The organism is Achromobacter insuavis, assembly GCF_902859645.1.
GTDB classification, from domain to species: domain Bacteria; phylum Pseudomonadota; class Gammaproteobacteria; order Burkholderiales; family Burkholderiaceae_B; genus Achromobacter; species Achromobacter insuavis.
Map to the genome: position 1 here is coordinate 1 of NZ_CADIJR010000012.1, position 12,521 is coordinate 12,521.

General features: G+C 67.9%; 13 protein-coding genes, 1 pseudogene and 1 riboswitch. Of the genes and pseudogenes, 6 read left to right on the top strand and 8 right to left on the bottom strand.

The genetic code is table 11. The features are described 5' to 3' along the window. A pseudogene (locus H0523_RS09020) lies at positions 1-216 on the bottom strand (lytic transglycosylase domain-containing protein); the annotation flags it as partial. Next, positions 213-374, bottom strand: a complete 162-nt coding sequence (locus tag H0523_RS09025; RefSeq protein ID WP_156333354.1) for a hypothetical protein — start codon at positions 372-374, stop codon at positions 213-215. The gene H0523_RS09025 and the pseudogene H0523_RS09020, both read right to left, overlap by 4 nt. A gap of 25 nt (positions 375-399) precedes the next feature. Here H0523_RS09025 and H0523_RS09030 point away from each other — a divergent pair, with 25 nt between their 5' ends. The 6 genes from H0523_RS09030 to H0523_RS09055 all read left to right on the top strand — a co-directional run bounded on the left by H0523_RS09030 (position 400) and on the right by H0523_RS09055 (position 6,814). After that, a complete protein-coding gene (locus H0523_RS09030) occupies positions 400-1,074 on the top strand; it encodes a 5-formyltetrahydrofolate cyclo-ligase (RefSeq protein WP_054430745.1) in 675 nt (224 codons plus the stop codon). A 416-nt stretch (positions 1,075-1,490) separates the two neighbouring features. Continuing rightward, the gene (locus H0523_RS09035; RefSeq protein WP_054430746.1) at positions 1,491-2,921 is read left to right on the top strand and encodes a circularly permuted type 2 ATP-grasp protein; all 1,431 of its coding nucleotides are present in this window, start codon (positions 1,491-1,493) and stop codon (positions 2,919-2,921) included. Between the two features lie 2 nt (positions 2,922-2,923). Further along, complete coding sequence (locus tag H0523_RS09040) at positions 2,924-3,910, top strand: alpha-E domain-containing protein (protein ID WP_054430747.1); 987 nt, start codon at positions 2,924-2,926, stop codon at positions 3,908-3,910. 14 nt (positions 3,911-3,924) lie between these two features. Then, a complete protein-coding gene (locus tag H0523_RS09045; RefSeq protein ID WP_054430748.1) occupies positions 3,925-4,728 on the top strand; it encodes a transglutaminase family protein in 804 nt (267 codons plus the stop codon). Between the two features lie 58 nt (positions 4,729-4,786). Continuing rightward, positions 4,787-5,650, top strand: a complete 864-nt coding sequence (locus tag H0523_RS09050; protein ID WP_054430749.1) for a proteasome-type protease — start codon at positions 4,787-4,789, stop codon at positions 5,648-5,650. A gap of 165 nt (positions 5,651-5,815) precedes the next feature. Beyond that, the gene (locus tag H0523_RS09055; protein WP_054430750.1) at positions 5,816-6,814 is read left to right on the top strand and encodes a tripartite tricarboxylate transporter substrate-binding protein; all 999 of its coding nucleotides are present in this window, start codon (positions 5,816-5,818) and stop codon (positions 6,812-6,814) included. A 167-nt stretch (positions 6,815-6,981) separates the two neighbouring features. Here H0523_RS09055 and metF read toward each other — a convergent pair whose 3' ends face one another. The 6 genes from metF to H0523_RS09085 form a co-directional block, all read right to left on the bottom strand. Then, the gene (metF, locus tag H0523_RS09060) at positions 6,982-7,824 is read right to left on the bottom strand and encodes a methylenetetrahydrofolate reductase [NAD(P)H] (protein ID WP_054430751.1); all 843 of its coding nucleotides are present in this window, start codon (positions 7,822-7,824) and stop codon (positions 6,982-6,984) included. Between the two features lie 137 nt (positions 7,825-7,961). Further along, the gene (locus H0523_RS09065; protein ID WP_006391891.1) at positions 7,962-8,297 is read right to left on the bottom strand and encodes a phage holin family protein; all 336 of its coding nucleotides are present in this window, start codon (positions 8,295-8,297) and stop codon (positions 7,962-7,964) included. A gap of 119 nt (positions 8,298-8,416) precedes the next feature. Beyond that, entirely contained in the window at positions 8,417-9,835 is a 1,419-nt protein-coding gene (ahcY, locus tag H0523_RS09070) for an adenosylhomocysteinase (RefSeq protein WP_054430752.1), read from the bottom strand. Positions 9,836-9,936: 101 nt separating this feature from the next. Then, positions 9,937-10,084: riboswitch (S-adenosyl-L-homocysteine riboswitch) on the bottom strand. Positions 10,085-10,169: 85 nt separating this feature from the next. Next, positions 10,170-11,210: a glycosyltransferase family 4 protein gene (locus tag H0523_RS09075; protein WP_054431096.1), complete on the bottom strand. Its 1,041-nt coding sequence runs from the start codon at positions 11,208-11,210 to the stop codon at positions 10,170-10,172. An 87-nt stretch (positions 11,211-11,297) separates the two neighbouring features. Next, on the bottom strand, positions 11,298-11,534 hold the full coding sequence (locus H0523_RS09080) for a DUF1289 domain-containing protein (RefSeq protein WP_006391895.1): 237 nt from the start codon (positions 11,532-11,534) through the stop codon (positions 11,298-11,300). Between the two features lie 75 nt (positions 11,535-11,609). Next, positions 11,610-12,503: an alpha/beta fold hydrolase gene (locus tag H0523_RS09085; protein WP_054430753.1), complete on the bottom strand. Its 894-nt coding sequence runs from the start codon at positions 12,501-12,503 to the stop codon at positions 11,610-11,612. Positions 12,504-12,521: the final 18 nt, after the last annotated feature.

Below are 12,521 nucleotides of genomic sequence, written 5' to 3' on the forward strand. Positions count from 1 at the left end.
CGCCTGCGCGGCGGGTTGCGGCTGGGGACTGACGGCCGCGGTGCGCTGCTGGGCGTCGACCGGCGCGCACGCGGCGGTGAACAGCGCCAGCAAGGGCAGCCAGCGGCGCAGGCCAGCGCGGGCGTCGGCGCCGCGCGGGGATTTCCCGCCGGTTTTCTGATACCGTCCGGATTGCGGGGCCCGGACTGCCGTCATGGGGTTGCGCGCGGCCTTCATGCGCGGACCTTGGCGGCGGCTTGCGGGTCGGCGCAGTGATAGGCGCAAAGACAGGCGTGGTGATACGCGCGGTCATTGGCGCGGTTGCCGACGCGGTGGTTCGCGCGCAGGTTCGCGCCGTTATACGTGTTATCGCTGACCCGCATTGTCGCCTTCATTTTTCACCCCTGTTACAGCTACCGCATGACTACGCAAAATACTCCAGAGGATACCGCAAGCCAGCTACGCACGCGATTGCGGAAACTGCGTGCCGAATTGCCCGAAGACCAGCGCAGCCGCGGCGGCCTGCTGATGCGCGCGCGCCTGTTCACCTGGCTCAACGTGGCCCGAGACGAAGCCGTCCGCGCCGGCCGGCCCGCCCCCCGCACCGTGGCCGCCTTCTGGCCCATGGAAGACGAGCCCGACCTGCGTCCGTTGCTGGAGCAGTGGACGGAAAACGGTGTCACGGTGGCGTTGCCGGTGGTGCGTGAACGCAACGCGCCCCTGGCCTTCCTGCCCTGGACGCCCGACGCCGAACTGCGCGCCGGCCCCTACGGCATCCAGGAACCGGTGCACGGCGCCGAAGTGCTGCCCGACGTGCTGCTGGTGCCCACCCTGGGTTACACCGAATCCGCCGACCGCCTGGGCTATGGCGGCGGCTACTACGACCGCACCCTGGCGGCGCTGCGCGACCGCGGCCATGCCTTCACCGCCATCGGCGTGGCCTGGAGCTGCGGCGAGCTGGATGCCGACTACGCGCCGGCCGCGCACGACTTCCGCCTGGACGCCGTCATCACTCCGGACGGCTGGGTGCCGCATGTGCCCAACGAGCAACCGGGCCCGGGCGGCACCACGCTGCACCACTACACCCTGCGCTGACGCACCAGTCTCGCCCAAGGGCTTGCACCAAAACGGTGCAAGCCCTATGATCTGCCCCTGATATTGCCGATTGCCGCCTCGCGCGGCGTCCCCCGCGGGCGACCCCCGCGTCGCCCGCGCGGCCCGTCCGCCCTGCCGTCGTCACCCCTCGCCGCCAGGATTCCGACCCGTTTCACCCCGGCGTTGCCGCCATTCACCCCCAAGCGGGGCCTGCCGTCCCGCTTGCGCCATCAAACCCGCCGTTCATCCGGAGGGTAGCCATCCGCCGCCGACGAGAGGATATTTACCTCCAGGGCGGCCCCCGCGCGCCCCAGCCCAAGCTGGCATGCGGGTTGCTTATTCAGTCAGACCGGTCCTGCACGGACCGGACAACGGCCGCGCCCAAGCCGGCCGTCAGCATCTGCAACGGAGGAGCCATGAAGGACAGACCATCCCGTCCCGCCGCCTATGACGAAATGCGCGACAGCGCCGGCGGCATACGCTCCCATTACCAGGCCTTCGAGCGCTGGCACCAGGAGCAATCGGCGGAAGCCATGGCGGCGCGCCGCCTGGAGGCCGACCTGAGTTTCCGGCGGGTCGGCATCACCTTTTCGGTGGCCGGCGACGCCGCCGGCACCGAACGCCTGATCCCGTTCGACATGATCCCGCGCATCATCCCCGCCGACGAGTGGCGCGGCCTGGAAGCCGGCCTGAAGCAGCGGGTGCGGGCGCTGAACATGTTCATCCACGACATCTACCACGGCCATGACATCGTCCGCGCCGGCGTGGTGCCGGCCGAGCAGGTGTTCCTGAACGCCCAATACCGCCCCGAGATGCAGGACGTGGATGTGGCCGAGGACATCTACTGCCACATCGCCGGCGTCGACATCGTGCGCGCCGGCGCCGGCGAGTTCTACGTGCTGGAGGACAACCTGCGGGTGCCGTCCGGCGTGTCGTACATGCTGGAGAACCGCAAGATGTCGATGCGCCTGATGCCCGCCGCGTTCAGCCGCATCAAGGTCGAGCCGGTGGCGCACTACCCCGACCTGCTGCTGGACAACCTGCGCGAAGTGGCGCCGCATGGCGGCGACGATCCCACCGTGGTGGTGCTGACGCCCGGCATGTACAACTCGGCCTACTTCGAGCATGCCTTCCTGGCGCAGCAGATGGGCGTGGAGCTGGTGGAGGGCCAGGACCTGTTCGTCGAACAGAACACGGTGTACATGCGCACCACGCAGGGACCGCGCAAGGTCGACGTGATCTACCGCCGGCTGGATGACGACTTCCTCGATCCGCTGTCGTTCCGCGCCGATTCGGCGCTGGGCGTGCCGGGCCTGCTGTCGGTGTACCGCGCCGGCCGCGTGACGCTGGCCAACGCCATCGGCACCGGCATTGCCGACGACAAGTCCACCTACCTCTACGTGCCGGACATGATCCGCTTCTACCTGGGCGAGGAGCCGATCCTGTCGAACGTGCCCACGTGGCGCTGCGGGCGGCCGGACGAGCTGTCGCACGTGCTGGCCAACATGCATGACCTGGTGGTCAAGGAAGTGCACGGCGCCGGCGGCTACGGCATGCTGGTCGGCCCGTCGGCCACCCGCGCCGAGGTCGAGGCGTTCAAGGACCGCGTGCGCGCCAACCCCGCCAACTACATCGCGCAACCCACGCTGGCGCTGTCCACGGTGCCGACCTACGTCGAGTCGGGCGTGGCGCCGCGCCACGTCGACCTGCGCCCCTATGTGCTGTGCGGCAAGGACATCCGCACCGTGCCGGGCGGCCTGTGCCGCGTGGCGCTGACCGAGGGCTCGCTGGTGGTCAACAGCAGCCAGGGCGGCGGCACCAAGGACACCTGGGTTCTGGAGGAATAACGATGCTGAGCCGAACCGCCGACAACCTGTTCTGGATGTGCCGCTACACCGAGCGCGCCGAGAACACCGCCCGCATGCTGGACGTGAACCTGCAGATGTCGCTGCTGCCGCAGGACGCGCAGACGCGCGAAGGCTCGTGGAACGCCGTGCTGCGCATCTCCGAGCTGCAGCGGCTGTATCACGCCAAGCACGCCGCGGTGTCGCCGCAGGATGTGCTGCAGTACATGGTGCGCGATGCCGAGAACCCCTCGTCCATCTACAGCTGCATGCGCGCCGCCCGCGAGAACGCCCGCGCCGTGCGCGGCAGCCTCACCACCGAAGTCTGGGAGACCTACAACACCACCTGGCTGGAGCTGCTCAAGCACCTGCACACCGGGCTGCTGGAACGCAACCCGGGCGAGTTCTTCGAGTGGGTCAAGTTCCGCTCGCACCTGGCGCGCGGCGTCACCATCGGCACCATGCTGGAAGACGAAGCGCTGTACTTCCTGCGCATCGGCATGCACCTGGAGCGCGCCGACAACACCGCGCGCATGCTGGATGTGAAGTTTCACGAACGCGATGGCGACGGCACGCCGCAACAGCAGCAGGAAGGCCGCGGCGAGCAAGGCGCGTCCGGCTCGCTGCAAAGCGAGTTCTACCGCTGGTCGGCGCTGCTCAGTTCGATGTCCGGGCTGGAGATCTACCGCAAGGTCTATCGCGACGTGATCACGCCCGACCGCGTGGCCGAGCTGCTGATCCTGCATCCGGACATGCCGCGTTCGCTGCTGGCGGCGATGCGCGCGGTGGCCGACGACCTTGCGCGCGTCTCGAACCAGCGCTCGACCGAGACCGAGCGGCGCGCCGGCATGCTGTGCGCCGAGCTGCAGTTCGGCCGCGTCGAGGACATCCTGCACAACGGCCTGCACCAGTACCTGGAACACTTCCTGGACCGCATCAACGACCTGGGCAACCGCATCAGCCAGGACTTCCTGGTGCCGCTGTCGGCATGACAAAGGAGACAGGCATGAAACAGATCATCACGCACGTCACGCACTACCGCTACACCGCGCCCGTCACCTACAGCATCCAAACCCTGCGGCTGACGCCGCGCGACGACGAGCACCAGCGCGTGCTGCGCTGGCACATCGAGGCGCCCGGCGCGCTGGAGCAGCAGGTGGACGCCTACGGCAACATCACCCACACGCTGACACTGAACCGTCCGCACACCGAGATCGAACTGCGCGTGGTCGGGCAGGTGCTGGTCGGCTCGCTCGCGCAGGGCGCGCTGGGCGGCGAGGACAGCCGCCTGCCGGTGCACGCCTATTGCGTACAGACGCCGCTGACGCAGGCCGACGACACCATCCTGTCCTTCGCCCGCGACGTGCTGCCGGACGGCCTGAACGCGCCGGCGGACGTACTGACGCTGGCCAGCGCCATCTACGACCGGGTGGCTTACGAGCCGGGCACCACCGACGTCACCACCGCCGCCGGCCAGGTGCTGGCGCTGGGCCATGGCGTCTGCCAGGACCATGCTCACCTGTTCCTGGCCTGCGTGCGCGGCCTGGGCGTGCCGGCCCGCTACGTCAGCGGCTACCTGTACACCACCGCCGAACACGCCGCCAGCCACGCCTGGGCCGACGTCTGGCTGCCGGGCGTCGGATGGACCAGCGTGGACGTCACCAATCGCCAATTCGCGTCCGATTGTCACTGCCGCCTGGCGGTGGGGCGCGATTACGACTCGGCCTCGCCGGTGCGCGGCGTGCGCAGCGGCGGCGGCGACGAATCCATGGAGATCAGCGTGCAGGTCCAGACCGCCTCACAGCAATAAAACCCCGGCCGGCCGCGCCGCAATACAATTGCGGCGTGGTTTTCCTATTTTTCCGATCATGACCTACTGCGTAGCAGCCCGCCTCGATTCCGGCCTGGTGTTCCTGTCCGACTCCCGCACCAACGCCGGGGTCGACCAGATCAGCGTATTCCGCAAGATGACCGTCTTCGAGCGTCCGGGCGAGCGCATGATGGTGCTGATGACGTCCGGCAACCTGGCCGTCAGCCAGGCCGTGCTGAACGCGCTGGCGCGCCAGCACGACGAAGGCGGCGAAACCGTCTGGAACGCGCCCGACATGTTCGAGGCCACCCGCCGAGTCGGCGCCGCGGTGCGCGCGGTCTACCAGCGCGAGGCCGCGGCCCTGCACGAGCAGGGCGTGGACTTCAACGTCAGCCTGATCTTCGGCGGCCAGATCGGCGCCGAGCGCTGCCGCCTGTTCCAGGTGTATTCGGCCGGCAACTTCATCGAGGCCGGCTCCGAATGCCCGTACTTCCAGATCGGCGAGGCCAAGTACGGCAAGCCCATCCTGGATCGCGTGCTGCGCCCGGACACCACGCTGGACGAGGCCGCCAAGTGCGCGCTGATCTCGATGGACTCGACGCTGCGCTCGAACATCTCGGTCGGCCTGCCGCTGGACCTGCTGGTGTACGACACCAACGCGCTGCGCGTCACGCACTTCGCCAGCATCGACGAGCACAACGAGTATTTCCGCATGATCCGCGGCACCTGGGGCGAACGCCTGCGCCAGGTCTTCGCCGAGATCCCCGACCCGCTCTGGGCCAGCCCCGAGGACCCCGCCTCGCTGGTCCCCGCCAGCCGCGTCCACCAGCCCCTGCGCGCCGAACCCGTGGACGTGCCGCAGGCGGTCTATCCCGCGCCGCAGGTGCTGGCGGAGGATCCGGGGAAGGATCAGCCGAACTAGGGAATAGGGGCGCAGGACCCGTCCCACCGTATAAACCCGGCTTTCCCCTTCCCTAAGCCCGGCTTGTAAAACCGCAAATTCTCATCTTCCGGCTGGCGCGCCACACTGGCGCCAGCCCGCCATGCCTTGCCTTGCGGGTTGCGATAACACCGATAAGGACGAGACATGACCCCTATTTTCCCGCGCGCCTGGCGGCGCCTGGCCGGGCCGTTGCTGGCCCTGGGCTGCCTGGCCGGCGGTCCCGCCGCGGCCCAGAGCAGCTATCCCAACCACCCCATTTCGCTGGTCGTGCCGTTCGCGGCGGGCGGTCCCACCGACGTGGTGGCGCGCAGCCTGGGCGCCGCCATGTCGAAGACGCTGGGCCAGAGCATCGTGGTCGAGAACCGTCCCGGCGCGGGCGGCACGCTGGCGGCCACGCACGTGGCGCGCGCCGCGCCCGACGGCTATACCTTCCTGATCCACCACAACGGCATGGCCACGGCGCCGGCGCTATACCGCAAGCTGCCGTTCAATCCGTTGACCGATTTCACCTATGTCGGCCAGGTGGCGGACGTGCCCATGACGCTGTTGGGCCGCAAGGACCTGCCGCCGGGCGACATGGTCGAATTCATCAAGTACGCGCGCGCCAACGGCAACAAGATCAACCTGGCCAACGCCGGGCTGGGCGCGGTGTCGCAGCTGTGCGGCATGCTGCTGCAGGAGGCGCTGGGCACGCAATTCACGACCATTCCGTATGCCGGCACCGCGCCCGCGCTGACTGCGCTGCTGGGCGGCCAGGTGGATGTGCTGTGCGACCAGACCACCCAGACCATTCCGCATATCAAGGCGCAGCGCGTGAAGCTCTATGGCGTCACCACGCTGGACCGCATCAAGACCTTGCCGGATGCGCCGACCCTGCAGGAGAACGGCCTGAAAGGCTTCGAGGTCAAGGTCTGGCACGGCGTATATGGCCCCAAGGGCACGCCGCCCGAGGTGATCGCCAAGTTCAACGAGGCCTTGCGCGCGGCGCTGAAAGACCCGGCATTCACGCAGAAAATGGCCGAACTGGGCGCCGAGATCGTGCCTGAATCCAAGCAGACGCCTGCGGGGCTGCAGAGCTGGCTGCAGTCCGAAGTGGACAAGTGGGGCCCGGTCATCCGCAAGGCCGGGGTGTACGCGGACTGACCCGCCGGGCTCGCGCCATCGACGGGCGATGGCGCGATCTCGCCGACGGGCCGGGGCGGCAGGACGCGCCTGATGGCAGCCCCGTAAGGCAACCGTGTGACGACATCAAAAAAAAGGCCGGCATGCATGCCGGCCTTGCCGTTGCCGCGCGGTGCGCGGCGTGAGCATCACACGCCCAGTTCCTTCCACACCGCCAACGGCGCTTCCGCGTGGTTGAGCGTGTAGAAATGCAGGCCCGGCGCGCCGTTGTCCAGCAGGTTCTGGCACAGCTCGGTGATCACGTCCACGCCGAAAGCGCGGATCGAGGCCTTGTCGTCGCCCAGTTCCGCCAGGCGCAGGCGGATCCAGCGCGGCACTTCGGCGCCGCACATTTCCGAGAAGCGCAGCAGCTGGGAGTGGTTCGTGATCGGCATGATGCCCGGCACGATCGGCACCCGCACGCCCTTGGCCTGGGCCCGGTCGACGAAGTCGAAGTAGGCATCGGCGTTGAAGAAGTACTGGGTGATGGCGGCATCGGCGCCGGCTTTGACCTTGGCCACGAAGTGATCCATGTCGGCCGACACGCTGGCCGCCTGGGGATGCATTTCGGGATAGGCCGCCACTTCGATGTGGAACCAGTCGCCGGTTTCCTCGCGGATGAAGGAAACCAGTTCGTTGGCGTAGCGCAGTTCGCCGGCGTCGCCGCCCATGCCCGAAGGCAGGTCGCCGCGCAGGGCGACCACACGCCGCACGCCTTCGTTCTTGTAGGCCTGCAGGATTTCGCGCAGGTCCTGGCGCGAGGCGCCGACGCACGACAGGTGCGGCGCCGCATCGCAGCCCAGGTTGCGCAGCGTGCGCACGGCATCGGCCGTGCCGGCGCGGGTGGAACCGCCCGCGCCGAAGGTCACGCTGACGTACTTGGGCTGGATCGCCAGCATCTGCTTGGCCGCGCGGACCAGCCGTTCCTGGCCGGCGAGGTCGCGCGGCGGGAAGAATTCCAGGCTGAATGCAGGGGAAGTCGAGTCGGACATATCGGATCAGTTATCCATAGCGCCACGCGCATCGCATGAAACAGGCGCCGCCCCCTCGGGGTGTCGCGGAGCCGGCTTTGCCGGCCCGCTGGCACGCCCCCTTGAGGGGGAGCGCGTAGCGCTCGGGGGGTGGGAATTCAAGGAATCAGTTTGGTCAGCAGACCCGAGATGATGCTGTACAGGATCGCGCCGCCCACGGCCCACCAGAACCCGTTGACCTGGAAGCCCTTCAGCACGGAGCCGACGAACCAGAACAACAAGGCGTTGATGACGATGAGGAAGAGACCGAGCGTGACGATCGTGATGGGCAGCGTCAGCAGCACCAGAACCGGCTTGACCAGCATGTTGACCAGGCCCAGCACCAGCGCGGCGATGAGCGCCGATCCGAAGCTGGCCACGGTGATGCCGGGCAGCAGGTAGGCCACCACCAGCAGGGCCACCGCGTTCAGGATCCAGACGAGAATCAATGCCATGTTCGACCTCCAGTATTGACGCTCCGCGGCCCCGTCATCGCCAGGCGATGCGGGGAAGCCCCGCGGACCGGAAAGCCCGCGCCGACATGGCGCGGTACTTCCCTATTTTGCTACAAGCATCAGTAGCGGTAGTGATTCGGCTTGTAAGGACCTTCGACCGGCACGCTGATGTAGTCGGCCTGATCCTTGCGCAGCGTGGTCAGGTTCACGCCCAGCTTCTTCAGGTGCAGGCGCGCGACCTTCTCGTCCAGGTGCTTGGGCAGCACGTAGACTTCGCCCGACTTGTAGGCTTCGTTGCGCGTGAACAGTTCGATCTGGGCGATGGTCTGGTTGGCGAACGACGACGACATCACGAACGACGGGTGGCCGGTGGCGCAACCCAGGTTCACCAGGCGGCCCTGGGCCAGCAGGATGATGCGCTTGCCGTCCGGGAAGATGACGTGGTCGACTTGCGGCTTGATCTCTTCCCACTTGCAGTCGGCCAGGCCGGCGACGTCGATTTCGTTGTCGAAGTGGCCGATGTTGCAGACGATCGCCTGGTCCTTCATGGCGTTCATGTGGTCACGCGTGATGACGTGGAAGTTGCCGGTAGCGGTGACGAAGATGTCGCCGTGGGCGGCGGCTTCTTCCATGGTCACGACCTTGAAGCCTTCCATGGCGGCCTGCAGGGCGCAGATCGGGTCGATTTCGGTGACCCACACCTGGGCGCGCAGGGCGACCAGCGCCTGGGCGCAACCCTTGCCCACGTCGCCGTAGCCGGCGACCACGGCGATCTTGCCGGCGACCATCACGTCAGTGGCGCGCTTGATGCCGTCGACCAGCGATTCGCGGCAGCCGTACAGGTTGTCGAACTTGGACTTGGTGACCGAGTCGTTGACGTTGATGGCGGCGAAGGCCAGCTCGCCCTTCTGCGACATCTGGTACAGGCGGTGCACGCCGGTGGTGGTTTCCTCGGTCACGCCTTTGATCAGGGCGAGGCGGGTCGAGTACCACTTCGGATCACGCTCCAGCGTTTTCTTGATGGCGGCGTACAGCACGCGCTCTTCTTCGCTGCCGGGGTTGGCCAGCACCGAGATGTCCTTCTCGGCCTTGGTGCCCAGGTGCAGCATCAACGTGGCGTCGCCGCCATCGTCGAGGATCATGTTGGCGTTCTGGCCATTGGGCCATTCGAAGATCTTGTGGGTGTACTGCCAGTACTCTTCCAGCGTTTCGCCCTTGACGGCGAAGACCGGCGTGCCCGACGCGGCGATGGCGGCGGCGGCGTGGTCCTGGGTGGAGAAGATGTTGCACGAGGCCCAGCGCACTTCGGCGCCCAGGGCCACCAGCGTCTCGATCAGGACGCCGGTCTGGATGGTCATGTGCAGGCTGCCGGCGATGCGGGCGCCCTTGAGCGGCTGCTTGGCGGCGAACTCTTCGCGGATGGCCATCAGGCCGGGCATTTCGGTTTCGGCGATGGCCAGCTCGCGGCGGCCCCAGCCGGCCAGCGACATGTCGGCGACGAGGTAGTCGGAGAAGGATTTATCGGTTACAGCGTTCATGGTGTTGTAGGCTCCACGTGAAAAACGAACGGCGCACGATACGGCCGGACAACGCGAAACCACCACGACAATCGAGTGCTCGCCTTTTCCGCCATACGCGACAAAGGTGAGCGCCGTTGCTGTAACGCCGCGCATGGCGCGACGTTTGAACAAGGATTCCTGAGCCTGGCGAACCGGGTTCCGCGGGTCATGGGCCAGGGCATGGTCCATGACGGGAACCGCAGGGTCGTCGCAGCGCTCCTCAGGATTGCCGAGCATTGTACCGGTTTGGCCTGCCTGGGGGAATGCCCGGCGGGCGGGAGCGACGGCAGGCCGCCCCGTCCCTGAACGCGGCTCAGCCCGCCTGGATCAGCGGTTTGGCCAGTTCCGCGCCCGGCGTCAGCGGCACCAGCGACGCCAGCAGGTCCGAGGCCACCGAATCCCAGCTGCGCGTCAGCGCATGCTCGCGCACCGCGTGCCGGTCCAGCGTCAGCGCGGCGCGACAGGCATGCGCCAGGTCCTCGTCGAGGAAACCGGTGACACCTTGCGCCACCACCGCCAGCGGCGCCTCGCTGCGGAACGCGGCCACCGGCGTGCCGCAGGCCATGGCCTCCAGCATTACCAGACCAAAAGTATCCGTCAGGCTGGGAAAGACGAACACATCGGCCGCGCTGTAAAAGGCCGGCAAGGCGTCATCGTTCTGCATGCCGAGGAACACGGCCTCGGGAAAGCGCTTCTTCAGCCGCGCCTCGTCGGGACCGGCGCCGACCACCACCTTGCTGCCGGGCAGGTCCAGCGACAGGAACGCGTCCAGATTCTTCTCGCGCGCCACGCGGCCGACCGACAGGAAGACCGGCCGCGGCAGGTCCTGGAACGCCTGGCCGGGGGTCGGCTGGAACTTGCGCGGATCGACCCCGCGCGACCAGACGCGCAGGTTGGCGAACTCGCGCCGCACCAGGATGTCGCGCACCGTCGGCGTCGGCACCAGCACGCATTGCGACGGCCGGTGGAACCAGCGCAGGAAGCGCCACGGCAGCGCGGCGGGAATGCCCATGCGCGCCTGCAGGTAGTCGGGGAACATGGTGTGGAACGAAGTGGTGAAGCGCCAGCCGCGCGACAGCGCCATGCGCCGCGCCGCCAGGCCCAGCGGGCCTTCGGTGGCGATGTGCAGGGCGTCGGGGACGATGTCGCCGAGGATGCGGCGCAGTTGCCGCCCGGGCTGCAGGCACAGGCGCAGGTCCGGCTCGGACGGGGCCGGCACGGTGCGGCTGCCCTGGGGATTCACCACGATCAGTTCGTGGCCCCATTCGGTGAGGATCTGCTGCATGGTCGTCCAGGTGCGGACGACGCCGTTGACTTGCGGATGCCAGGCATCCGTAACCAGGACGATGCGCATGATGGGGCCGGAAGTGGGCAATAGCGCGATTTAGCCCGCGGCATGTGACATGCTCAAGACCGCGCCCCCCGCGGCCGCCCGCCGCCGCTAGTTGTTGCGGCGCGGATACCCCTGGGCCTTGATGCGGACCCAGACCTCGCGCTTTTCCTCTTCGGTCATGAAGACCCAGTTGGCCACTTCCATGGCGGTGCGGCCGCAGCCCCTGCAGATGTCGTCGAACAGCGTGGAACAAACGGCAACGCAGGGGGAATCCGAGGTCCGGAACGCGCGTTGCGCGTCCTCGGGCTCAGGCAATTCGGTCAGATCGGCAAAGGAAGCATTCATGGCCGAAGGTTACCACCAGGGTTGCGTCCCTTTTTGGATGTCCCTACCCCCTGCCGTGGCTTGATTGACAGCCGGCTAGCCGCGGTCCCAGCCAAAAAAATCGGACACCTCGCGCAACAAGGCGTCTGGCGTTTCCTCGGCCAGGTAGTGGGCGCCAGGCAGCGATCCGCCGGAGACGTCGTCCGCCACCGCGCGCCACAGGCCCAGCACGTCGAAATTGCGCCCCACCGCGCCGCGTTCGCCCCACAGGACGCGCAACGGCAGGCGCAGGCGCTCGCCCGCCGCGCGTCCCTGGCGGTCGTGCTCCAGGTCGAGCGTGGCCGAGGCGCGGTAGTCCTCGCAGATGCCGGTGGCCCAACCAGGCAGGCGCGCGGTGCGCTCGTACTCGGCCATCGCTTCGTCGGAAAAATGCGCCAGGCCGCCGGGGCGGCCGCCCATGACCGACCGCAGGTAGAACACCGGGTCGCGCTCGATCATGGTCTCGGGCATGGGCGCCGGCTGGATCAGCCAGAACCAGTGGTAATAGGCCTGGGCGAAGGCGCGGGTGGTGTTCTCGTACATGTCCAGCGTCGGCGCGATATCCAGCAGCATCATGCGTCCGACGGCGTCGGCATGGTCCAGCGCCAGGCGGTGCGCGACGCGGGCGCCGCGGTCGTGGGCCAGCACGTCGAAGCGTTCATGCCCCAGGGCGCGCATCAGCGCCACCATGTCGGCGGCCATGGCGCGCTTGGAATGGGCCGCGTGGTCGGGCGACGCGGCGGGCTTGTCGCTGTCGCCGTAGCCGCGCAGGTCGGCCGCGACACAGGTGTGGCGGCGCGTCAGTTCGGGCCACACCCGGTGCCAGATGGCGTGGGTCTGCGGATGGCCATGCAGCAGCAGCAGCGGTGGTCCCTGGCCGTCGATGCGGGCGGCGATGTGGATGCCATTGACCTCGTGGCGGCGCACGGGAAGATCGAAGAAAGCGGTCATTGCGGTCTGTGCCTCTCA

Bases quoted from the DNA above. Each gene is read 5' to 3' on its own strand.
- H0523_RS09085 (WP_054430753.1), bottom strand. From the start codon at position 12,503: ATGACCGCTTTCTTCGATCTTCCCGTGCGCCGCCACGAGGTCAATGGC.
- ahcY (WP_054430752.1), bottom strand. From the start codon at position 9,835: ATGAACGCTGTAACCGATAAATCCTTCTCCGACTACCTCGTCGCCGAC.
- metF (WP_054430751.1), bottom strand. From the start codon at position 7,824: ATGTCCGACTCGACTTCCCCTGCATTCAGCCTGGAATTCTTCCCGCCG.
- H0523_RS09025 (WP_156333354.1), bottom strand. From the start codon at position 374: ATGAAGGCGACAATGCGGGTCAGCGATAACACGTATAACGGCGCGAAC.
- H0523_RS09045 (WP_054430748.1), top strand. From the start codon at position 3,925: ATGAAACAGATCATCACGCACGTCACGCACTACCGCTACACCGCGCCC.
- H0523_RS09030 (WP_054430745.1), top strand. From the start codon at position 400: ATGACTACGCAAAATACTCCAGAGGATACCGCAAGCCAGCTACGCACG.
- H0523_RS09075 (WP_054431096.1), bottom strand. From the start codon at position 11,210: ATGCGCATCGTCCTGGTTACGGATGCCTGGCATCCGCAAGTCAACGGC.
- H0523_RS09055 (WP_054430750.1), top strand. From the start codon at position 5,816: ATGACCCCTATTTTCCCGCGCGCCTGGCGGCGCCTGGCCGGGCCGTTG.
- H0523_RS09035 (WP_054430746.1), top strand. From the start codon at position 1,491: ATGAAGGACAGACCATCCCGTCCCGCCGCCTATGACGAAATGCGCGAC.
- H0523_RS09080 (WP_006391895.1), bottom strand. From the start codon at position 11,534: ATGAATGCTTCCTTTGCCGATCTGACCGAATTGCCTGAGCCCGAGGAC.
- H0523_RS09040 (WP_054430747.1), top strand. From the start codon at position 2,924: ATGCTGAGCCGAACCGCCGACAACCTGTTCTGGATGTGCCGCTACACC.
- H0523_RS09065 (WP_006391891.1), bottom strand. From the start codon at position 8,297: ATGGCATTGATTCTCGTCTGGATCCTGAACGCGGTGGCCCTGCTGGTG.
- H0523_RS09050 (WP_054430749.1), top strand. From the start codon at position 4,787: ATGACCTACTGCGTAGCAGCCCGCCTCGATTCCGGCCTGGTGTTCCTG.